The sequence below is a fragment of the Roseateles flavus genome (assembly GCF_039872765.1).
GTDB lineage: Bacteria > Pseudomonadota > Gammaproteobacteria > Burkholderiales > Burkholderiaceae_C > Roseateles_B > Roseateles_B flavus.
The window spans coordinates 888,595-909,213 of the sequence record NZ_JBDPZC010000001.1 but is presented as its reverse complement, the minus strand read 5'-3'; the positions used below and the strand labels follow the sequence as shown (position 1 = coordinate 909,213).

At 69.1% G+C, this 20,619-nt stretch carries 17 protein-coding genes; 11 read left to right on the top strand and 6 right to left on the bottom strand.

The genetic code is table 11. The features are described 5' to 3' along the window. Positions 1–5 precede the first annotated feature (5 nt). The 3 genes from ABDJ40_RS04075 to ABDJ40_RS04065 are packed head-to-tail and all read right to left on the bottom strand — an operon-like array spanning position 6 to position 3,572. Positions 6–1,562 (bottom strand): ATP-binding protein, encoded by a 1,557-nt coding sequence (locus ABDJ40_RS04075; RefSeq protein WP_347606396.1) that lies wholly within the window; start codon positions 1,560–1,562, stop codon positions 6–8. Further along, positions 1,552–2,268 carry a response regulator gene (locus ABDJ40_RS04070; protein ID WP_347606393.1) on the bottom strand — a complete coding sequence of 239 codons (717 nt, stop codon included), beginning with the start codon at positions 2,266–2,268 and terminating at the stop codon, positions 1,552–1,554. The genes ABDJ40_RS04075 and ABDJ40_RS04070 overlap by 11 nt, the downstream gene beginning before the upstream one ends. Then, a complete protein-coding gene (locus tag ABDJ40_RS04065) occupies positions 2,265–3,572 on the bottom strand; it encodes an ABC transporter substrate-binding protein (RefSeq protein WP_347606390.1) in 1,308 nt (435 codons plus the stop codon). The genes ABDJ40_RS04070 and ABDJ40_RS04065 overlap by 4 nt, the downstream gene beginning before the upstream one ends. A gap of 569 nt (positions 3,573–4,141) precedes the next feature. On the opposite strand from ABDJ40_RS04065, the gene ABDJ40_RS04060 reads away from it, so the two are divergent. The 11 genes from ABDJ40_RS04060 to ABDJ40_RS04010 all read left to right on the top strand — a co-directional run bounded on the left by ABDJ40_RS04060 (position 4,142) and on the right by ABDJ40_RS04010 (position 15,082). After that, positions 4,142–6,178, top strand: a complete 2,037-nt coding sequence (locus ABDJ40_RS04060) for a ribonuclease catalytic domain-containing protein (RefSeq protein WP_347606387.1) — start codon at positions 4,142–4,144, stop codon at positions 6,176–6,178. A 19-nt stretch (positions 6,179–6,197) separates the two neighbouring features. Then, complete coding sequence (locus ABDJ40_RS04055) at positions 6,198–7,058, top strand: energy transducer TonB (protein WP_269631715.1); 861 nt, start codon at positions 6,198–6,200, stop codon at positions 7,056–7,058. Beyond that, a complete protein-coding gene (aroE, locus tag ABDJ40_RS04050) occupies positions 7,055–7,909 on the top strand; it encodes a shikimate dehydrogenase (RefSeq protein ID WP_347606383.1) in 855 nt (284 codons plus the stop codon). The genes ABDJ40_RS04055 and aroE overlap by 4 nt, the downstream gene beginning before the upstream one ends. 3 nt (positions 7,910–7,912) lie before the next feature. Further along, a complete protein-coding gene (locus ABDJ40_RS04045) occupies positions 7,913–8,683 on the top strand; it encodes a transglycosylase domain-containing protein (protein ID WP_347606381.1) in 771 nt (256 codons plus the stop codon). Positions 8,684–8,709: 26 nt separating this feature from the next. Then, positions 8,710–9,345, top strand: coding sequence for a hypothetical protein (locus tag ABDJ40_RS04040; RefSeq protein WP_347606378.1), 636 nt, complete (start codon positions 8,710–8,712; stop codon positions 9,343–9,345). Beyond that, positions 9,342–9,914, top strand: a complete 573-nt coding sequence (locus ABDJ40_RS04035; RefSeq protein WP_347606375.1) for a TlpA family protein disulfide reductase — start codon at positions 9,342–9,344, stop codon at positions 9,912–9,914. The genes ABDJ40_RS04040 and ABDJ40_RS04035 overlap by 4 nt, the downstream gene beginning before the upstream one ends. A 207-nt stretch (positions 9,915–10,121) precedes the next feature. Next, complete coding sequence (gene aroQ, locus ABDJ40_RS04030) at positions 10,122–10,571, top strand: type II 3-dehydroquinate dehydratase (RefSeq protein WP_269632123.1); 450 nt, start codon at positions 10,122–10,124, stop codon at positions 10,569–10,571. A gap of 81 nt (positions 10,572–10,652) precedes the next feature. Then, positions 10,653–11,117: an acetyl-CoA carboxylase biotin carboxyl carrier protein gene (gene accB, locus ABDJ40_RS04025; protein ID WP_347606373.1), complete on the top strand. Its 465-nt coding sequence runs from the start codon at positions 10,653–10,655 to the stop codon at positions 11,115–11,117. Between the two features lie 132 nt (positions 11,118–11,249). Continuing rightward, positions 11,250–12,599 (top strand): acetyl-CoA carboxylase biotin carboxylase subunit, encoded by a 1,350-nt coding sequence (gene accC, locus ABDJ40_RS04020; protein ID WP_347606370.1) that lies wholly within the window; start codon positions 11,250–11,252, stop codon positions 12,597–12,599. Positions 12,600–12,760: 161 nt separating this feature from the next. Then, positions 12,761–13,657: a 50S ribosomal protein L11 methyltransferase gene (gene prmA / locus ABDJ40_RS04015; RefSeq protein WP_269632124.1), complete on the top strand. Its 897-nt coding sequence runs from the start codon at positions 12,761–12,763 to the stop codon at positions 13,655–13,657. Positions 13,658–13,789: 132 nt separating this feature from the next. Beyond that, positions 13,790–15,082, top strand: coding sequence for a zinc-ribbon and DUF3426 domain-containing protein (locus ABDJ40_RS04010; protein WP_347606367.1), 1,293 nt, complete (start codon positions 13,790–13,792; stop codon positions 15,080–15,082). A gap of 70 nt (positions 15,083–15,152) precedes the next feature. On the opposite strand, the gene ABDJ40_RS04005 is transcribed toward ABDJ40_RS04010, so the two are convergent. The 3 genes from ABDJ40_RS04005 to ABDJ40_RS03995 form a co-directional block, all read right to left on the bottom strand. Further along, positions 15,153–15,800 (bottom strand): histone, encoded by a 648-nt coding sequence (locus ABDJ40_RS04005; protein ID WP_347606364.1) that lies wholly within the window; start codon positions 15,798–15,800, stop codon positions 15,153–15,155. A 227-nt stretch (positions 15,801–16,027) separates the two neighbouring features. Then, on the bottom strand, positions 16,028–17,179 hold the full coding sequence (locus ABDJ40_RS04000) for a ribonucleotide-diphosphate reductase subunit beta (RefSeq protein ID WP_347606361.1): 1,152 nt from the start codon (positions 17,177–17,179) through the stop codon (positions 16,028–16,030). A gap of 262 nt (positions 17,180–17,441) precedes the next feature. Next, positions 17,442–20,369 (bottom strand): ribonucleoside-diphosphate reductase subunit alpha, encoded by a 2,928-nt coding sequence (locus ABDJ40_RS03995; protein WP_347606358.1) that lies wholly within the window; start codon positions 20,367–20,369, stop codon positions 17,442–17,444. Positions 20,370–20,619 lie beyond the last annotated feature (250 nt).

Here is a 20,619-nt window from a genome sequence, read left to right as displayed (position 1 = left end):
AGCGTTCAGCCCGGCCTTGCGCCAGCTGCCCCGGCCGCCGATTCCTCCGGCACCCCCACCGGGCTCGGCAGGCTCAGCCGCACCTCCAGGCCGCCCTCGGGATGGTTGCGGAACTGCAGCTGCCCGCCGTGATCGGCGACGATGTCCCGCACGATGGACAGACCCAGCCCCAGCCCCTCCTCCCGCGCCTGCCGGCCGTGCGCCAGGCGGGTGTAGGGCTGGCCCAGCTGGTGCAGCGCCTGCTCAGGCACGCCGGGGCCGTGGTCTCGCACCGTCAGCAAGACCTGACCCTCAGGGCCGGCCTCCATGCGCAGCTGCACCGGCCGGCCCTCGCCGCCGCAGCCGTAGAACACCGCGTTGTCCAGCAGATTGCCCAGGGCCCTCTTGAGGGCCAGGGGCTTGCCGAAGACGGTGAGGGGCCGCTCTTCCAGCTCGATGCGCTGGCCGGCCATGCGGGCGTCGCGCACCATCTTCTGCAGCACGAGGTCGATGCGCACGGGCGCGCGGTTCTCGTGGATGTCGGTGTCCTTGACGATCTGCAGGGCCGTCTTGACCATCAGGTCCAGCTCATCGAGGTCCTCGTGGAACTCGTCCTGCACGGCCTCGTCGTCCAGCAGCTCGCTGCGCAGGCGCAGGCGCGTGATGGGCGTGCGCAGGTCGTGCGAGATGGAGGCGAAGAGCCGCTCGCGGTCGCTCAGGTAGCGGCGGATGCGCTCCTGCATCTCGTTGAAGGCCTGCGTGGCCTGGCGCACCTCGGCCGTGCCGCTGACCCGCAAGGGCTGCGGCACGGAGCGATGCCCCACGCGCGCCGCCGCCCGGCTCAGGCCGCGCAGGGGCCGGGTGAGCGTGCGCGAGGCCACCAGGCTCAGCAGCAGGGCCAGGGCGAGGGTCAGGCCTTGCGGGGCCAGGCGCTGCCAGGTGAAGAACTCCAGCTGCTCCAGCAGGAAGGGATCCGGCAGGGTGCTGCTGAGGTACAGCCATTGCCCCGGCTCCGTCTCCAGCTGGATCACGACGAAGGGCGCGGGCCGGTCGGCTGCCAGCAGGGAGGGATCGACCCAGCTCTCCGGCAGGTCCGACAGCAGCCCGCCCTGCGGCCCCACCCGCAGGCCCAGGGGCGAGGCCAGCGTCACCCGCAGCGGCGCCTGCTGCCCCAGGCGGGCCTGCAACTCCCGCTGCAGCGAGGCCTCCAGCTCGCGGACCACCGGCGGCCCGGGCAAGGGCTGGACCTCCACCGCCGCCGCGTTGATGAAGACCAGGAAGCGCGTGCCGCCCATGGTGCGCAGCTGCTCGATCAGCAGCGGGCGGTAGGCCGCGGGCAGCTCGCGCAGGCCGCGCACCGCGCCCAGGGCGCCGCTGGCCAGGTGGTGGGCCGCCAGCTCGACCTGCCGGCGCGTGCGCTGCTCCAGCTGGTGGTACCACAGCAGGTTGACCAGCAGCTGGACCAGCGCCAGCCCGCCCAGCATGGCCAGCACGAAGCGGCCCTGCAGGCTGTCCAGCAGGAAGGCCAGGACGCGCTGGAGGCCGGCCGGCGGCGTCCAGCGCAGGCCGGCCTCAGGCCGCATCGTTGACCTGGACGGTGCTGGCGAAGACATAGCCCGAGCCCCGCACGGTCTTGATCAGCGCCGGCTGCTTGCCGTCGTCGCGCAGGCGCTGGCGCAGGCGGCTGATCTGCACGTCCAGGGACCGGTCCAGCGGCCCGAGGTCGCGGCCGCGGGTCACCTCGGCCAGGCGGCTGCGGTCCAGCACCTGGCCGGGATGCTCCACCAGCAGCTTCAGCAGCTGGAAGTCCATGCCGGACAGGGGCGAGGCCTGCCCGTCGGGGTCCACCAGGCTGCGCTCCAGCACGTCCAGCGTGAAGCCGTTGAAACGGAAGAAGCGCGCCGGCTGGCTGCGCTCCTGGCCGGAGCGACGGTGGATGGCCTTGATGCGGGCCAGCAGCTCGCGCGGGTTGAAGGGTTTGCCCAGGTAGTCATCGGCGCCCAGCTCCAGGCCCACGATGCGGTCCGTCTCCTCGGCGCTGGCCGTGAGCATGATCACCGGCACGTCGGAGCGGCGGCGCACCGCCTGGCACAGGGCAAAGCCCTCGGTGTCCGGCAGCATGACGTCCAGGATGCACAGGCTGATCTGCTCGCGATGGCGTTCGAACTCGGCCATGAAGCTGGCGCCGTCGTGGGCGAGCAGCACCTCGTACTGGTTCTTCTCGAGGTAGGTCTTGAGCAGGGTGCGGATCTTCTGGTCGTCGTCGACGATCAGGATGGTGCGGTTCATGGCGCGGCGGATCGGGAGGGCTTGGGAGGCAGGGCGCGCAGCAGGCCCAGCAGCCTGCGCTGCGCGGCCGCCGGCGTCTGGGCGGGATCCAGCGCAAAGCGGTGGACGGTTGCGATCAGGGCGTTCTTGCCCACCTCGCCAAAGGCCATGCGGTGCACCAGGCTGGGCACGCGCGGCGTGGCGGGGGACGCGAAGAGGCGGTAGGACTGCTGGGCGCAGGGGTCCAGCTCGTCCACGGGCACATCCTTGCGCACAGGCACCGAGCCCTTGATGCGGTTGTAGCCCAGCTGCAGCGTGGCGCTGGCCAGCAGCTCGGCCATCTTCTCCTGCTCGGGCTGGGCGCTGCGGTCGCCGGCCAGCATGGCCAGGGTGTCGATGCTGAAGAGGTGGACCGCCGCCGTGCCAGGCACGGCGCGGCAGTCGAAGTCGCGGCCCCCCTCCAGGCCCAGGGCGCCCAGCTCGCCGCGGGCCCAGTCGCCCGTGATCAGCATCGCGGCGCGCCCCGAGGCGAAGTCGGCCACCAGCTCGGTCCAGGGGCGCTCGCCGCCGCCGGCAGCGCCCCCCGTGGCAGCGCTGGCCGGCAGCGCGAGGCTGCGCCACTCGCGCAGGCGCCGGAAGGCGCGCTCCAGCGCCGGATCCTCGAAGGCCTGCCACTCCTGCTGCACCATCATGCGCCGGTACAGCTGCGGGCCGGCCTCGCCCAGCAGGAGGGCCTCGAACACCGTGGCCACCTGCCAGGGTTCGTCGCTGAAGGCCACGGGCGTGACACCGGCCGAGCGCAGGCGCTCGGCGGCCCGGGCGAGGCCCGCCCAGTCGGTGGGGGGCTCGATGCCGTGCTGGCGAAAGACCGCCCGGTTCAGGTAGAGGTTGTTGATGCGATGGATGCCCAACGGCGCGGCCACGATGTGCTCGCGCACGCTCAGCTGGCTCAGCACCTGCGGAAAGAGCGTGCGGGCCCAGCCCTTGCGCTGGGCAACGGCGTCCAGCTCCAGCAGCAGGCCCATGTCGGCCCATTCGTTCATGGACTGGCCGTTGAGCTGCGCCACCTTGGGCGCCATGCGCCGCAGGATGCGCTCATTCAGCACCTTGACGGCCGGCCCGCCGCCGCCGCCGGCCACCGCACTGTCCACCCAGCGCAGGCCCTGCTCGGCCAGGCGGGCCGCCACATGGTTGGCGGCGGCCCGTTCGCTGGCGGAGGTCCACCAGTGCAGCACCGTCAGCTCGCCAGGGGCCTCAGCCACCGCCGCCGACGCAGGCGCGGGTGCCGGCGCTGCGGTCACCGGCAGCGCCGACCACAAGCTCATTGGCAAAGCAGCCGCCCACAACATGCGCCGCATCTTGCCGGCGCCTCTGCTGGAGCCGGCTGACGTTTTGTTGGACTTTCGTGAGCTTCTGTAAGACACAGACCTTCCCGTCGCGGACCTTGTCACGATTCTGATGGCCGCGGAGCGCGGCCCGGATTGGGAGTTTCTCGATCAGCCGCCGGGCGGCAGGCGCGGCAGGCGCCCGCTTGTTCGCACAGCGGGCAATGAACTCGTAATGAAGCGTAAGCCCTGCCCCCGCGCCGGGGTCCGCCGCCCTGTGGAGCCGCCCTCGCAGGGCCCCCATGACGTCATGACGATGGGCTAGGCTCGCGCCCACAGACGCTCACACCGTCAGGGCCCGGACCAGGGTGCCTTGCGGGCCCGGCAGGCAAGCCGCGGGCCCTGGGCATCGAGTCTGGCGCCCACCCCTGTGGATCGCTCCTCGTTCCAGCGGGCCGCCACCGACCAATGCCCCGGCGGCCCGCTGACCTCTTCGCGGCGCCCGTCGTGCGAGGCCCGCGTTCGGCTTGCGACCGGCACCACTGCACTTGGGCGACAATGCGCACCCTATGTTTGCCCTGTTCGATGACGCCGGAAAATTCCTCGCCGGCCGTGTGATGTCCGAAGCGGAAAGCTCGATGCAGATCGAGCTGGACTCGGGCAAGCGCGTCAAAGTGAAGGCAGCCAATGTGCTGCTCAAGTTCGACAAGCCGGCCCCCGCCGAGCTCATGGCCGAGGGCCAGGCCCTGGGCCTGGAGATCGACCTGGACCTCGCCTGGGAGTTCGCCCCCGAGGGCGAGTTCGGCTTCGCAGACCTGGCGCGGGACTATTTCGACGCCAAGGCCGGCGTGATCCAGCAAGCCGCCGCCCTCTTCAGGCTCTACGAGGCGCCGCACTACTTCCGCCGCATGGGCAAGGGCCTGTTCAAGAAGGCCCCCGAGGAGCAGGTCAAGGCCGCCCTGCTGGGCATTGAGCGCAAACGCCAGCAGGCCCTGCAGATCGAGGCCTGGGCCCAGGAGCTGATCGCGGGCCAGTGCCCGGCCGGCATCCGCGAGCAGATCTACAAGATCCTCTTCAAGCCCGACAAGAACGGCCCCGAGTACAAGGCCGTGGTCGAGGCCGCCAAGCGTTCGCAGCAGGCGCCGCTGGACCTGCTCAAGGGCGCCGGCGCGATCAGCAGCCCCTACCAGTTCCACTGGAAGCGCTTCCTGTTCGAGAACTTCCCCAAGGGCACCGGCTTCCCGGCGCTCACCGCGCCGGCCATCACCGACGAGCTGCCCCTGGCGCCCGTGCAGGCCTTCTCCATCGACGACTCGGCCACCACCGAGATCGACGACGCCCTCTCCGTGCAGGGCCTGGGCAGCGGCACCATCGTCTTCGGCATCCACATCGCCGCGCCGGGCCTGGCCATCCAGCCGGACTCGCCGGTGGACAAGGTCGCCCGCGAGCGCTTTTCCACCGTCTACATGCCCGGCTGGAAGCTGACCATGCTGCCGGACGAGGTGGTGCAGCACTACACGCTGGCCGAGGGGCGCGACTGCCCGGCGGTCTCGCTGTACGTCACGATGGACGAGGCCACGCTGGAGATCCGCAGCCGCGAGACCAAGCTCGAGCGCGTGCCCATCGCCGCCAACCTGCGTCACGACAAGCTGGACAGCACCGTCACCGAGGCCTCGCTGACCGGCGAGGCGCCGGCCGACTACGCCTTCGGCGCCGAGCTGCGCTTCTGCTTCCGCCTCGCGAAGCACCTGAAGGCGCAGCGCGAGGTCGTGCGCGGCAAGCCCGAGACCTTCAACCGCCCGGACTACACCTTCCGCCTGGACAGCAACGGCGAGCGCGAGCCCGAGGGCCACGAGGCCGTCAGCATCGGCACCCGCCAGCGCGGCGCGCCGCTGGACCTGATCGTGGCCGAGGCCATGATCCTGGCCAACAGCAGCTGGGGCGGCTGGCTCAACGAGCTGGGCCTGCCGGGCATCTACCGCAGCCAGGCCAGCCTGGCGCCCGGCGTCAAGGTGCGCATGGGCACCAAGGCCCTGCCGCATGCCGGCATGGGCGTGGCGCAGTACACCTGGGCCACCTCGCCGCTGCGCCGCTACACCGACCTGGTCAACCAGTGGCAGATCATCGCCTGCGCCCGCCACGGCCGTACCGCGGCCCTGGTGGCGCCCTTCAAGCCCAAGGACGCGCAGCTCTTCTCCATCATCTCGGGCTTCGATGCCGCCTACTCGGCCTACAACGGCTTCCAGTCGGGCATCGAGCGCTACTGGACCCTGCGCTACCTGCAGCAGAACGCCATCCATGAGCTCACCGCCTCGGTGATGAAGGACGGCCTCGTGCGGGCCGACACCCTCCCCCTGGTCTTCCGCGCCCTGGGCTGCGAAGGCCTGGCGCGCGGCAGCCATGTGCGGGTGCGCATCACCGGCATCGACGAGATGACGCTGGACGTGCACGCCTCCCTGGTCGAGCGCCTGGACGAAGCACAGGCCCCGGATGACGCGGAGACCGTGGACGAGGACGAAGACGCCGGCAGCGGCCCGCTCACGCTCGCCATCGACATGAACGACGCCGAGGGCGGTTCCGAGGCGCCTGCCGCCCCGGCCGCCTGAACGCACGCAAGCCCACGCCATGCTGCCTCGCAAGATCCAGCCGCTTCACCTCGCCCTGATCGTCTCCCTGGGCCTGCACCTGATGCTGCTGGCCCTGCGCATTGCCGATCCCGAGCGATTCCAGCGTCTGTTCCAGGACACGCCCCTGGAGGTGGTGCTGGTCAATGCGCGCAGCAAGGACGCCCCGGCCGAAGCCAAGGCCCTGGCCCAGGCCAATCTGGCCGGCGGCGGGGAGTCGGCCCGGCAGAAGCGGGCCACTTCGCCGCTGGCGCCCTCGCCGCGCATGGAGCTGGGCGACAACACCGAGACCCAGCGCGCCCAGATCGCCAAGCTGCAGGAAGTCCAGCAGCAGCTGCTGGCCCAGGTCCGGCGCGAGCTGGCCCTGCTGCCGCCGCCAGACCCGCGCCGCGAGCGCAGCTCCCCCGAGGCCCGCGAGCAGGCCGAGAAGCGCCGCCAGCTGGTGCAGCTGATGGCCGAGATCGAGAAGCGCGTCAACGACGAAAACGCCCGTCCCCGCAAGCGCTACGTGAGCCCGGCCACGCGCGAGGTGGTCTATGCCCAGTACTACGACACCCTGCGCCGGCGCATCGAGGAGCGCGGCACCCGCGACTTCCCCACCTACCGCGGCCGCAAGCTCTACGGCGAGCTGATCATGAACATCCACGTGGATTTCAAGGGCCGCCTGGTGGACACCGAGATCGTCCAGAGCTCCGGCAACAACCAGCTGGACAAGCGCGCCGTGGCCATCGTGCGCGCCTGCCAGCCCTTCGGCGACTTCAACATCGAGATGCGACGCAGCGCCGAGGTGCTGGTCATCACCACCCGCTTCAAGTTCACCCGCGAGGATGGACTGGAAGCCACCGTGACGGAGCAGCTATGAACGCCACCGGCCCTGACCGCTACGCTGTCGCCGGCAATCCGGTGGCGCACAGCCAGTCCCCGAACATCCACGCCCAGTTCGCGGCGCAGACGGGCCAGCACCTGGTCTACGAGCGTCTGCTGTGCCCGCTGGACGCCTTCCTGCCCACGGTCCAGGCCTTTGCGGCAGCGGGCGCCAAGGGCTGCAACGTCACCGTGCCCTTCAAGTTCGAGGCCTTTGCCTCGGCCCGCCGCCGCAGCCCGCGGGCCGAGCTGGCCGGTGCGGTCAACACCCTGCGCTTCGACGAGCAGGGCTGGTGGGGCGACAACACCGACGGCCTGGGCCTGGTCCGCGACATCCAGGCCAATGCAGGCCAGCCCCTGGCCGGCCTGCGCGTGCTGCTGCTGGGCGCGGGCGGAGCCTCGGCCGGCGTGCTGGGCAGCCTGATCGCCGCCCGGCCTGCCGAGCTGACGCTGGCCAACCGCAGCGCCGACAAGGCCCTGGCCCTGGTGGTCAGCCACGCCCGCTGGGCCCAGGAGCATGGCGTGCGCCTGCAGGCCAGCACCCTGCAGGACCTGCCCGAAGACCGCTTTGACGTGCTGGTCAACGGCACCAGCGCCAGCCTGGCCGGCGCTGGCGTGCCGGTGAGGGGTCAGGTCTTGCGCGAAGGCGGCCTGGGCGTGGACATGATGTACGGCCCGCAGGCCCAGGGCTTCCTGGACTGGGTGGCCGCCCAGGGCGCCCGCCCGCGCGACGGCCTGGGCATGCTGGTCGAGCAGGCCGCCGAGGCCTTCCAGCTCTGGCGCGGCATGCGCCCCGATACCGCCCCGGTGCTGGCCGGCCTGCGCGCCCAGCTCGCGGCCAGGGGCTGAACCATGCTGCGCCGCCTGCCCCTGCGTCTGCTGGCCCTGCTGGCCCTGGGCCTGCTGGCCCTGCAGCTCTATTTCCTGGTCCGCATCGCGCTGATGAACGGGCTGGACCCGCAGTCCACCAGCTTCCAGCGCTCCGAGATCTGGCGCCTGGCCACCGAGAAGCATGAGGTCGCCTGGAGCCAGGACTGGGTGCCCGATGCCCGCCTCTCCCCGGCGCTCAAGCGTGCGGTGATCGCCAGCGAGGATGCCGGCTTCTCCGAACATGGCGGCGTCGACTGGGACGCGCTGGAGAAGGCCTGGGACAAGAACCAGCGCGAGCAGGCCCGGGCCGACAAGCGCGCCCGGGCCGTCGCCAAGGCCCCGGCCCGGGACAGCGACAAGCCGGCGCCGGCCAAGCCCCAGGCCAAGGTCGTCGGCGGCTCGACCATCACCCAGCAGCTGGCCAAGAACCTCTTCCTCAGCGGCGAGCGCCAGCTGCTGCGCAAGGGACAGGAGTTCATCCTGACCTTCATGCTGGAGGCCCTGCTGTCCAAGCAGCGCATCCTCGAGATCTATCTCAACAATGTCGAATGGGGCGAAGGGGTCTTTGGCGCCCAGGCCGCGGCGCGGCATTATTTCCGTGTCGACGCCGCCCAGCTCGCGCCCTGGCAGGCCGCCCGCCTGGCGGTGATGCTGCCGGCGCCCAAGCGCTTCGAGAAGCGACCCGGCTCCGCCTACGTGGTGGGGCGCGCCAGCACCATCGAGGCCCGCATGGGCGGCGTTGTCCTGCCCTGAACCCCTGACCCTCACGCCCACCCACCATGGCCTCTGCCAGCCCGCTCACCGCCGAGATCGCCGCCGTCGCCGCCCGCATGGTGGTGGAGGAAGGCCTGGAATACGGCCCGGCCAAGCGCCGCGCCCACAAGCAGATGGGCCTGCCCCGCAATGCCCCGCTGCCCAGCAACGAGGAGCTGGAGGACGAGGTCCGCGACTATCTCGCCCTCTTTTGCGCCGACACCCAGCCGGCCGAGCTGCGCGCGCTGCGCGAGCTGGCCGCCCTGTGGATGGACCGCCTGGCCGAGTTCCGCCCGCATCTGTGCGGCGCCGTCTGGCGCGGCACGGCCACGCGCCTGTCCAACATCCATCTGCAGCTCTTCTGCGACGACAGCAAGTCCGCCGAGATCGCCCTGATCAACGCCGGCGTGGACTACGAAGTCGGCGAGACCCAGGGCCCCCGCGGCCCGGTGGACCTGCTGACCGTGGCCGAGCGCTGCAAGCCGCTCAATGAATGGGTGACCATCGCCCTGAGCATCCTGGACAAGGACGATCTGCGCGGCGCGCTGAAGGCCGACAGCCGCGGCCGCACCGAGCGCGGGGACCTCACAGCCCTGCGCCGGCTGCTGCAGGAGGAGGCTCCGCCTGCACCCCTTCTCCCGGCCGGTGGGGACGCGGCATGAATCGCCGCCACGCCCTCTTCGGGACCGTGGGCCTGGCGGCCGCCGGCCTGGGCGCCTGGATGGCGCAGCGCCGCCCCACCCCCGCGCCTGCCGAAGCGCCCCCGCGCCCGAGCTCGCCGGCCGACGCCTTCTGGCTGGCCCGCTTCGAGACCCTGGACGGTGGCGAGCTGGCCGCCCGCGCCCTGCGCGGCAAGCCCCTGCTGCTGAATTTCTGGGCCACCTGGTGCGCGCCCTGCGTGCGCGAGCTGCCGGAGATCGAGCAGTTCCTCAAGGCCCGGCCTGACTGGCAGGGCCTGGGCCTGGCCATCGACCGCAAGGAGGCGGTGCAGGAATTCCTGGGCCGCCTGCCGCTGACCCTGCCCCTGGCCCTGGGCGGCGTGCAGGGCCTGGAGCTGGGCCGTCAGCTGGGCAACAGCCAGGGCGGACTGCCGTTCAGCGTGGTCTTCGATGATCGCGGTCAGCTGTTCTGGCGCCGGCTGGGCGCCCTGCAGACGGGGGAGCTGGAGGCGGTGGCCCAGGCCCTCGCCAGCGGCCGGCCCGCCCCCGAGGCAGGGAAAACCGGGGCCTGACGGGGGCGCGTCACGCGCCAGAATGCCGTCCGCGCCAGCCCCGGTGACCGTCAAGCCCCGAATCCCGTGCTTTCTTGGGCAAGCTCAAGAAGCGCGGAAGGTCAAGCCATTTATTTTTGGCTAGATGCCGGGATCTGGGTCTAAAAAAGCTAAAGTTCAGCCTTTCACGCTTCTAGTGTCTACGCTCTAAACCGCCGCGGCACGTCGCTGATGCAGATTCTCGTGATTCATGGTCCCAACCTCAACCTCCTTGGCAGCAGGGAGCCCGGGGTGTATGGCGCAACGACTTTGGCGCAGATCGATGCAGATCTGCAGCAATTCGCTGCCAATGCAGGGGCCACGCTTGAAAGCTTCCAGAGCAACCACGAAGGTGCCCTGGTCGACCGCATCCAGGCGGCGGGTCGTGACGGCACGCGCTTCATCATCATCAACCCGGCAGCCTATACGCACACCAGCGTGGCCATCCGGGACGCCCTGGCGGCGGTGGCCCTGCCTTTTGTCGAGGTCCATCTCTCCAATATCCACAAGCGCGAAGCCTTCCGCCACCACAGCTATGTGTCGGAGCTCGCGCTGGGCGTCATCTGCGGCCTGGGCCCCCAGGGCTACCGCTACGCCCTGATGCACGCACTGGATCATGTCCGGGCCAGTGCCGGCTGAAGGCGGCTGAAGCGAGGGCACGGTCAAGGTCCTGACCGTGGCATTGGCAAGCACCACAAATCTTTCCGTTGGAGAAGCCTCATGGATCTGCGCAAGCTCAAGACCCTGATCGACCTCGTGTCCGAGTCGAACATTTCTGAACTTGAAATCACCGAAGCCGATGGCAAGGTGCGCATCGTCAAGTCCGACGGCACGGTGGGCGTGCCCATGGCCCAGGCCATGCCGGTGATGGCCGCCCCGGTGGCCGCCGCTCCCGCAGCTGCAGCCCCGGCCGCCGCGGCCGCCGCGCCGGCCGCCGCGCCGGTCGAGACCGGCCATGTGGTGAAGTCGCCCATGGTGGGCACCTTCTACCGCGCGTCCGGCCCCAATGCCAAGGCCTTCGTGGAAGTGGGCCAGCAGGTCAAGGAAGGCCAGGCCATCTGCATCATCGAAGCCATGAAGATCATGAACGAGATCGATGCCGACAAGTCCGGCACTGTGACCAAGATCCTGGTGGAGAACGGCCAGCCGGTGGAATTCGGCCAGCCGCTGTTCATCATCGAGTGAACACGCCCCACCCCCTACCGGCTGCGCCGGCCCCCTCGAGGGGGCGCGATCGACGGCCCGGCGATGCCGGATCCGCGACCGCTGCTGGATGGGCCCTTGGCCGCATTGCGCCCAGAGTGCTGAGCAACTGCCATGTTTAAGAAAATCCTGATTGCCAATCGAGGCGAGATCGCCCTTCGAATCCAGCGCGCCTGCCGCGAACTGGGTGTGAAGTCGGTCGTCGTCTACTCCGAGGCCGACCGCGACGCCAAGTACGTCAAGCTGGCCGACGAGGCCGTGTGCATCGGCCCCGCCCCCTCTGCCCAGAGCTACCTGAGCATGCCGGCCATCATCGCCACCGCCGAGGTGACCGATGCCGAGGCCATCCATCCGGGCTACGGCTTCCTGTCCGAGAACGCGGACTTCGCCGAGCGCGTGGAGCGCAGCGGCTTCACCTTCATCGGCCCGACGCCGGACAACATCCGCATGATGGGCGACAAGGTGTCCGCCAAGCAGGCCATGCGCGCGGCCGGCGTGCCCTGCGTGCCCGGTTCCGAAGGCGCCCTGCCGGATGACCCCAAGGAGATCGTCAAGATCGCCCGCGCGGTGGGATACCCGGTGATCATCAAGGCCGCAGGCGGTGGCGGCGGCCGCGGCATGCGGGTGGTGCACACCGAGGCTGCGCTCGTGAACGCCGTGCAGATGACCAAGGCCGAGGCCGCGGCTGCCTTCGGCAATCCCGAGGTCTACATGGAGAAGTTCCTCGAGAACCCCCGCCATGTGGAGATCCAGGTGCTGGCCGACGGCCACAAGAACGCCGTCTGGCTGGGCGAGCGCGACTGCTCCATGCAGCGCCGCCACCAGAAGATCATCGAGGAAGCGCCGGCCCCCGGCATTCCCCGCCGCACCATCGAGAAGATCGGCGACCGCTGCTCCACCGCCTGCAAGAAGATGGGCTACCGCGGTGCGGGCACCTTCGAGTTCCTCTACGAGAACGGCGAGTTCTACTTCATCGAGATGAACACCCGCGTGCAGGTGGAGCATCCGGTGACGGAAATGGTGACGGGTGTGGACATCGTCGCGATGCAGATCCGCATCGCCGCCGGCGAGAAGCTGCCCTTCACCCAGCGCAATATCGAGATGCGCGGCCATGCCATCGAGTGCCGCATCAATGCCGAGGATCCGGTGAAGTTCGTGCCCTCGCCTGGCCGCATCACCATGTGGCACCCGCCCGGCGGCCCCGGCGTTCGCGTGGACTCGCATGCCTACACGAACTACTTCGTGCCGCCCAACTACGACTCCATGATCGGCAAGATCATCGTGCACGGCGACACCCGCGAGCAGGCCCTGGCCCGCATGCGCATCGCTCTGTCGGAGACGGTGGTGGAAGGCATCCAGACCAACATCCCGCTGCACCGCGAACTGATGGCCGATGCCAAGTTCATCGAAGGCGGCACGTCCATCCATTACCTCGAAGGCTGGATGAACCAACACAAGCGCTGAACAGGCGCCGGACCAGCGCCGCACGCGAGCGACGCCCTATCATTCGCGTCTGACGCATACGCACCCGCCACAGCCCTGGCGCGGCCCATGCCGCCCAGGGCTTGTGCTTTTGATGTGCATTTGAAGGTTTCCCCATGAGCAACACCCCCAGCACCCCCGACCTGCACGAGCTCGTGCTCATCTGCCGCGAGGACGACGTCGAGACCGTCAGTGACGCGCTGATGGAAGTGGAGTCGCTCGCCGTCTCGGTGGAGGATGCCGACGCTGACACCGCTTCCGAGAAAGCCCTGTTCGGCGAGCCCGGCATGCCCGCGCCCAAGGCGGGCTGGGAACGTTCCGTCGTGAAGGCCCTGTTCGCCAGCGAGGCCGAGGCCACCGAGGCCGCCACCCTGCTGCTGGCCCAGGACTGGGCGCAGGACGTGCACGTGCAGACCATCCAGGCCGTGGAGGAGCAGGACTGGGTGCGCCTGACGCAGTCGCAGTTCGCGCCCGTCGAGATCACGCCCGAGTTCTGGATCGTGCCGTCCTGGCATGAGGCGCCGGCCCAGGCCACGCGCATCATGCGCCTGGACCCCGGCCTGGCCTTCGGCACCGGCACCCACCCCACGACGCGCATGTGCCTGCGCTGGATCGCCCGCCACGGCGCCGAGGCCGCCGGCTGGGACCGCGTGCTGGACTACGGCTGCGGCTCGGGCATCCTGGCCATCGGCGCCGCGCTGCACGGCGCAAAGAACATCGATGCAGTGGACATCGACCCCGCCGCCATCATCTCCTCCCAGGCCAATGCGGAGGCCAACCAGGTCTCGCTGCGCGCCGCGCTGCCGGATGCCGCCCAGGGTGACTATCCGGTGGTGCTGGCCAACATCCTGGCCACGCCCTTGAAGCTGCTGGCACCGCTGCTGTGCGCCCATGTGCGCGCCGGCGGGCATCTGGTGCTGGCCGGCATCCTCGAGCGCCAGGCCCAGGAGCTGAAGGACGCCTACGCGCCCTGGCTGGCCCTCGAGGTCAGCGACAGCGAGGAAGGCTGGATCCTGATGACGGCGCGGCGTCCGGCCTGAGTCCTTCGCGAAGAGCCAGGCAAGGCCTGACCCCCACCGCCGCGCAAGCCCCCTGCAAGCGCGCCCGATACTGATGTTTCTAGGGGTGAGCGCGCGCTGTGCGGCCAGGCCTTCGTGGCATGATCCTGCCCCATGAGTCTTGCTACCCGCTGCACCGCCTGCGGCACCATCTTCCGCGTGGTGCAGGACCAGTTGCGCGTGTCCGAGGGCTGGGTGCGCTGCGGCCGCTGCGCCGAGGTCTTCGACGCCCGTGAACAGCTCTTCGACCTGGATCGTGAAGCACCGCCCCCGTGGCCGCCTGCCGGCCCGGAGTCGATGATCGACGTCGCCTCCGAGGAGGCCTTCGCCCCCGCACAGCCCCCGGCGCCTGCGCCGCGGGTGGTCGCACCGGCACAGCCTGCGGCGCATGCGGCGCCGCCGCTCGCCCGTCCACCTACACCCACACCCGCGCCCCCGCCACCGCCGCCAGCCCGCCCCATGGCCCGCGAAGCCGCGGCGATGGCCCCGGCGACGCCGCCATCGGCAGGCGTCGGTACCGTCGCGCATGAAGAGGCCCGTCAGCCGCTGCAGGCGCCCGCCTGGTCTGCCGGCGGCGAGCGCCCGGGAGACCGTCGCGAGCCCTTCTGGGAGGAGCCGTCCACGCCGGCTGCGCCGCTGGATGCCCGCGAGGACCTGCCCGAACCCAAGGGGCTGAAGTTCGAACCGCCGGAGCCGCTCGAGGAAGCCCCTGCGCCCATGGTGGCCCGCCCGCCCGCTGCGCCGCAGCCCGCGGCTGCCGCAAGCCCGGACCTGGGCCCCGACGTGGTGCTCTCACCGCGCCTTAAGACGGCACAGGCCCAGGCGAAGGCGGCACAGGAATCGGCGCCTGCAGCTGCCAGCGCCGCAAGCACCATGCCTGACGCGCCGGCCCGCAAGCCAGGCTTCCTGCGCCGCGCCGAGGGCGAGGCGCGCTGGCAGCGCCCCGGCGTGCGCCTGGCCCTGGGGCTCGGCAGCGTGCTGCTGCTGCTGACGGCGGCCGCGCAGTTGGGCTGGCATTACCGCGACGCCCTGTCCACGCAGTCCCCGCTGGCCCGGCAATGGCTCGGTGGCGCCTGCGAGAAGCTGGGCTGCGAGCTGCAGCCCTGGCGCCGCCTCGATGCCTTCAGCGTCGAGAGCACGGGCCTGTCGGAAGCCGCCAGCGGCAACCACTACAAGTTCAGCCTCAGCCTGCGCAACAAGAGCCCCTGGGAGCTGGCCACGCCCTGGGTGGAGTTGAGCCTCAACGACGGCAACGGCAAGGTACTGATGAAGAAGGCGCTCAAGCCCGAGGACTTCGCCAACGGCCGCGCCAGCACGGGCGCCAACAGCGAGCAGGCCCTGCAGCTGGTGTTCAGCACCGGGCGACAGCGGGTCAACGGCTACACAGTCGAGATCTTCTACCCATGAAAAAACCCGGCCGAGGCCGGGTTTTCTTCTTTGACGGGGAGCACCCGAAGGTGATCCCCTGGGCTCAAGCTCAGGGCTTGTTGCCAGTCGGGAAGGGCCACGCGGCTTGCGGGCTCAGGGCCGTCTTGGCAGCCGGTGCAGCGGCAGGCTTGGCAGCTGCGGGAGCAGCGGCGGCCTTCTTGGCTGCGGGCTTGGCGGCCGGCTTCGCAGCCTTGGCAGCGGGCTTGGCGGCCTTGGCAGCGGGCTTGGCGGCAGGCTTGGCGGCCTTGGCAGCGGCCTTGGGAGCAGCCTTGATCGGCGGCTTCTTGGTGCCGGAGGCCTTCTTTGCCGGAGCAGCAGCCTTCTTGGCCGGAGCGGCCTTCTTTGCCGGAGCAGCAGCCTTCTTGGCCGGAGCGGCCTTCTTCGCCGGAGCAGCAGCCTTCTTGGCCGGAGCGGCCTTCTTCGCCGGAGCAGCGGCCTTCTTGGCCGGAGCGGCCTTCTTCGCCGGAGCAGCGGCCTTCTTGGCCGGAGCGGCCTTCTTCGCCGGAGCAGCGGCCTTCTTGGCCGGAGCGGCCTTCTTCGCCGGAGCAGCAGCCTTCTTGGCCGGAGCGGCCTTCTTCGCCGGAGCAGCGGCCTTCTTGGCCGGAGCGGCCTTCTTCGCCGGAGCAGCGGCCTTCTTGGCCGGAGCGGCCTTCTTGGCGGTAGGGGCCTTGTTGCCCGGGGTCTTTGCAGTTGCCATGGTTTTCTCCTTGATCAAGTGAACAAAGCACTGCCTGCGGCGGACCGGTCCACCTCAGCGCAGCTATCCACCGCCCGAGAGTCGCTTTGGAGCAGCGCCACGGTACGGTGAATGGGGTCGCGATGCACCGCCGCGCATTTCCGCGTCTGACGGTTCATTTGCATCGCTTGTCTTGATCTCATTGACGAGCACTCAAAGGGACACAGGCCGCTGACCAGGCAGCCCGCTCAATCCCAGGACAGGGCGCCACCGGACTGGTACTCGATGACGCGGGTTTCGAAGAAGTTGCGTTCCTTCTTCAGGTCGATCATTTCGCTCATCCAGGGGAAGGGGTTCTCTTCGTTGGGGAAGAGCTCCTCCAGACCGATCTGGGTGGCACGGCGGTTGGCGATGTAGCGCAGATAGCCCTTGAACATCGCGGCATTGAGGCCCAGCACGCCACGCGGCATGGTGTCCTCGGCATAGCGGTACTCGAGCTCCACGGCCTTCAGGAACAGGGCTTTGATCTCGGCCTTGAAGGCGGGCGTCCACAGCTGCGGGTTCTCGAGCTTGATCTGGTTGATCAGGTCGATGCCGAAGTTGCAGTGCATGGACTCGTCGCGCAGGATGTACTGGTACTGCTCGGCGGCACCGGTCATCTTGTTCTGGCGGCCCATGGCCAGGATCTGCGTGAAGCCCACGTAGAAGAACAGGCCTTCCATCAGGCAGGCAAAGACGATCAGCGACTTGAGCAGCGTCTGATCGGCAGCCAGCGTGCCCGTGTGGAAGTTCGGGTCCATGATCGCGTCGATGAAGGGGATCAGGAACTCGTCCTTGTCACGGATGGAAGCCACCTCGTGATAGGCGTTGAAGATCTCGCTTTCATCGAGGCCCAGGGACTCGACGATGTACTGGTAGGCGTGCGTGTGGATCGCTTCCTCGAAGGCCTGGCGCAGCAGGAACTGGCGGCACTCGGGGGCGGTGATGTGGCGGTAGGTGCCCAGGACGATGTTGTTGGCGGCCAGCGAATCGGCCGTCACGAAGAAGCCCAGGTTGCGCTTGATGATGCGGCGCTCGTCCTCGCTCAGGCCGTTGGGGTCCTTCCACAGGGCGATGTCGCGGGACATGTTCACCTCCTGCGGCATCCAGTGGTTGGCGCAGGTGGCGAGGTACTTGTCCCAGGCCCACTTGTACTTGAAGGGCACGAGCTGGTTGACGTCCGTCTGGCCGTTGATGATGCGCTTGTCGGCGATGTTGACGCGGCGCTCGCTGGCGGTGGCGGCAGAAGCCGGCGGCGTCGGCGCCGCCACGGCCTGCTGCAGGCCGCTGGAGTGGGTGGCGCTCAGGCCATGATTCGAGGCGCTAGGCGCAGGCTTACGGTCTTCTTCCCAAACCAACATGGTGGACTTCCTATCTTGCGGATTATCGGAGTGTTGTGTCTAAAACACCAAGGACTTCTTGACAGCGACACAAATGCGCTGTTGCTGGACCGCATCGCTAACGCCGCAAATGTGCGTGGCGATTTCGGCCTCGGGCAGCGTGCGATGACGCCGCGGTCCGGTGCTGAAGCATTCACGGATGCCCGCCGAACGCGGGCAGCGATGAACGCTCGCTTCTGAATGCGTCCGCGCCGGACTGACCGGCGCGGACTTGCTGCAAGCCTTACTGGCAGGCCTCGCAATCGGGGTTGTCGATGGAGCAGAACTTGATGTCGGTGGCCGGGGTGTTGTCCACCTCGACGGCCGGCGCGGCCTGCACCGCCGGGGCTGCCGCCACGGGCGCGGCGTTCATGCCCGACATCCCACCTGGCACCGCGTTGAGCTGGCCCGCCTTGCTGACCGTGCTCTTCTCAGCGTGCGTGGCGCCGATCGTGCGGAGGTAGTAGGTGGTCTTGAGGCCACGCTGCCAGGCCAGCTTGTAGGTCTCGTCCAGCTTCTTGCCCGATGCGCCTGCCATGTAGATGTTCAGGCTCTGCGCCTGGTCGATCCACTTCTGGCGGCGCGAGGCGGCCTCGACCAGCCACACCGGCTCCACCTCGAAGGCGGTGGCGTAGAGGGACTTCAGCTCCTCCGGCACGCGGTCGATGCGGCGCAGCGAGCCGTCGAAGTGCTTGAGGTCCATGACCATCACGTCGTCCCACAGGCCCAGCTGCTTGAGGTCGCGCACCAGGGACTCGTTGATCACCGTGAACTCGCCGGACAGGTTGGACTTGACCGAGAGGTTGCCGAAGCAGGGCTCGATCGAGGCGTCCACGCCGATGATGTTGGAGATGGTCGCGGTCGGGGCGATGGCCACGCAGTTGCTGTTGCGCATGCCGTAGGTGGCGATGCGCTGGCGCAGGCTGTCCCAGTCCATGGACGAGGAACGGTCGACCTCGACATGGCCGCCGCGCTCCTGCAGCAGCAGGTCCAGGGAGTCGATCGGCAGGATGCCGCGGTCCCACAGCGAGCCGCGGTAGCTGCTGTAGCGGCCGCGCTCTTCCGCCAGCTCGGTCGAGGCCCAGTAGGCGTAGTAGCAGATGGCTTCCATCGAGCGGTCGGCGAACTCCACCGCCTCGGCCGAGGCGTAGGGCGTGCGCAGCGCATACAGCGCATCCTGGAAGCCCATCAGGCCCAGGCCCACCGGGCGGTGACGCAGGTTGGAGTCGCGCGCCTTCTTGACGGCGTAGTAGTTGATGTCGATGACGTTGTCCAGCATGCGCATGGCCGTGCGGACGGTCTTCTTCAGCTTGTCGTGGTCGATGACCTTCTTGCCATCCGGGCCGTCCTTCAGGTGCTGGACCAGGTTGACCGAGCCCAGGTTGCACACGGCGATTTCGCTGTCATTGGTGTTCAGCGTGATCTCGGTGCAGAGGTTGGACGAGTGCACCACGCCCACGTGCTGCTGCGGCGAGCGGACGTTGCAGGCGTCCTTGAAGGTGATCCAGGGGTGGCCGGTCTCGAACAGCATCGAGAGCATCTTGCGCCACAGGTCCTTGGCGGGCATGCGCTTGAAGAGCTTGATCTCGCCGCGGTCGGCCTTGGCCTCGTACTCGACGTAGGCCTTCTCGAAGGCCTGGCCGAAGAGGTCGTGCAGGTCCGGGCAGGTGGAGGGGCTGAACAGGGTCCAGTCACCGCCCTCGACCACGCGCTTCATGAACAGGTCGGGAATCCAGTTCGCCGTGTTCATGTCGTGGGTGCGGCGGCGGTCGTCGCCGGTGTTCTTGCGCAGCTCGAGGAACTCCTCGATGTCCAGGTGCCAGGACTCCAGGTAGGCGCAGACGGCGCCCTTGCGCTTGCCACCCTGATTCACGGCCACGGCCGTGTCGTTGACCACCTTCAGGAAGGGCACGACGCCTTGCGACTTGCCGTTGGTGCCCTTGATGTGCGAGCCCAGGGCGCGCACGGGGGTCCAGTCATTGCCCAGGCCGCCGGCGAACTTGGACAGCAGCGCGTTCTCCTTGAGGGCCTCGTAGATGCCGTCGAGGTCGTCAGCCACCGTCGTCAGGTAGCAGCTGGAGAGCTGCGAGCGGCGGGTGCCCGAGTTGAACAGCGTGGGCGTGGAGCTCATGAAGTCGAAGCTGGACAGCACTTCATAGAACTCGATGGCGCGCGTCTCGCGGTCAATCTCGTTCAGCGCCAGGCCCATGGCCACGCGCATGAAGAAGGCCTGCGGCATCTCGATGCGCTTGCCTTCGGTGTGCAGGAAGTAGCGGTCGAACAGGGTCTGCAGGCCCAGGTAGTCGAACTGGAAGTCGCGCTCGGCCTTCAGGGCCGCGCCCAGCTTGGCCAGGTCGTACTGGCCCAGCTTCTCGTCCAGCAGCTCGGCCTGGATGCCCTTCTTGATGAATTGCGGGAAGTAGTCGGCGTAGCGCGTGTGCATCTCAGCCTGCGTCACTTCCTGGCCGAGGATCTCCTTGCGGATCGTGTGCATCAGCAGGCGGGCGGTGGCCTGGCTGTAGCCCGGGTCCTTCTCGATCAGCGTGCGGGCGGCCAGGATGGAGGCCTTGTAGACCTCGTCGATGGGGACGCCGTCGTACAGATTGCGCTTGGTCTCGGCCAGGATGGGCTCGGGCTTGACGTCGGCGCCCAGGCCTTCGCAGCTGGAGCGGATCAGGGCAGTGAGCTGGCCCAGGTCCAGGGGCACGCGGTGGCCGCCGTCGGTGACCATCAGGGCGGTCTCGGGCGCGGCCGCCTGGGCCACCTCGCCCTGGCGCAGGCGCTCCTGCGAGCGGCGCTCGCGGTACAGCACATAGGCGCGGGCCACTTCATGATGGCCACCGCGCATCAGCCCCAGCTCGACCTGGTCCTGCACGTCTTCAATATGGAAGGTGCCGCCGCTCGGGCGCGAGCGCAGCAGGGCGCGCACCACGGCCTCGGTCAGGGCGTCGACCGTCTCGCGCACGCTGGCAGATGCCGCACCGCTGGTGCCATGCACGGCCAGGAAGGCCTTCATCAGCGCAATGGCGATCTTGCTGGGCTCGAAGGACACCACAGCGCCATTGCGGCGGATGATCTGGTAAGCCTGGTAGGCCGACTGACGAGGCGTGTCAGCGGTGGCAGCGTGGGCCACGGCGCCTTCGGCGAGCGTGCTGGCGACAACGGTTTGCATGAAGTGTCCTTGTCTGGAAATCGTTACTGCAGAGAACAAAAAGCCCGGGCCCGCCTCAGCGTTCCCAAGATTCTTTTTTTGGTTTGGATGGCTCACGCCCAGATGCCGACAGCTGCGTCACGACGGGCCGGCTCATGCAGCCGGTATGCCCGCCCTGCCGCCGCTGGCGACTGGGCTCCACTGCGCTTTCCGTTCCGGCCGATGCCATGCGGAGCGAACTCCGGCGGCATCCTGCGAGCCCTGGTGTGAA

Bases quoted from the DNA above. Each gene is read 5' to 3' on its own strand.
- ABDJ40_RS04075 (WP_347606396.1), bottom strand. From the start codon at position 1,562: ATGCGGCCTGAGGCCGGCCTGCGCTGGACGCCGCCGGCCGGCCTCCAG.
- ABDJ40_RS04070 (WP_347606393.1), bottom strand. From the start codon at position 2,268: ATGAACCGCACCATCCTGATCGTCGACGACGACCAGAAGATCCGCACC.
- ABDJ40_RS04065 (WP_347606390.1), bottom strand. From the start codon at position 3,572: ATGAGCTTGTGGTCGGCGCTGCCGGTGACCGCAGCGCCGGCACCCGCG.
- ABDJ40_RS04060 (WP_347606387.1), top strand. From the start codon at position 4,142: ATGTTTGCCCTGTTCGATGACGCCGGAAAATTCCTCGCCGGCCGTGTG.
- ABDJ40_RS04055 (WP_269631715.1), top strand. From the start codon at position 6,198: ATGCTGCCTCGCAAGATCCAGCCGCTTCACCTCGCCCTGATCGTCTCC.
- aroE (WP_347606383.1), top strand. From the start codon at position 7,055: ATGAACGCCACCGGCCCTGACCGCTACGCTGTCGCCGGCAATCCGGTG.
- ABDJ40_RS04045 (WP_347606381.1), top strand. From the start codon at position 7,913: ATGCTGCGCCGCCTGCCCCTGCGTCTGCTGGCCCTGCTGGCCCTGGGC.
- ABDJ40_RS04040 (WP_347606378.1), top strand. From the start codon at position 8,710: ATGGCCTCTGCCAGCCCGCTCACCGCCGAGATCGCCGCCGTCGCCGCC.
- ABDJ40_RS04035 (WP_347606375.1), top strand. From the start codon at position 9,342: ATGAATCGCCGCCACGCCCTCTTCGGGACCGTGGGCCTGGCGGCCGCC.
- accB (WP_347606373.1), top strand. From the start codon at position 10,653: ATGGATCTGCGCAAGCTCAAGACCCTGATCGACCTCGTGTCCGAGTCG.
- accC (WP_347606370.1), top strand. From the start codon at position 11,250: ATGTTTAAGAAAATCCTGATTGCCAATCGAGGCGAGATCGCCCTTCGA.
- ABDJ40_RS04010 (WP_347606367.1), top strand. From the start codon at position 13,790: ATGAGTCTTGCTACCCGCTGCACCGCCTGCGGCACCATCTTCCGCGTG.
- ABDJ40_RS04005 (WP_347606364.1), bottom strand. From the start codon at position 15,800: ATGGCAACTGCAAAGACCCCGGGCAACAAGGCCCCTACCGCCAAGAAG.
- ABDJ40_RS04000 (WP_347606361.1), bottom strand. From the start codon at position 17,179: ATGTTGGTTTGGGAAGAAGACCGTAAGCCTGCGCCTAGCGCCTCGAAT.
- ABDJ40_RS03995 (WP_347606358.1), bottom strand. From the start codon at position 20,369: ATGCAAACCGTTGTCGCCAGCACGCTCGCCGAAGGCGCCGTGGCCCAC.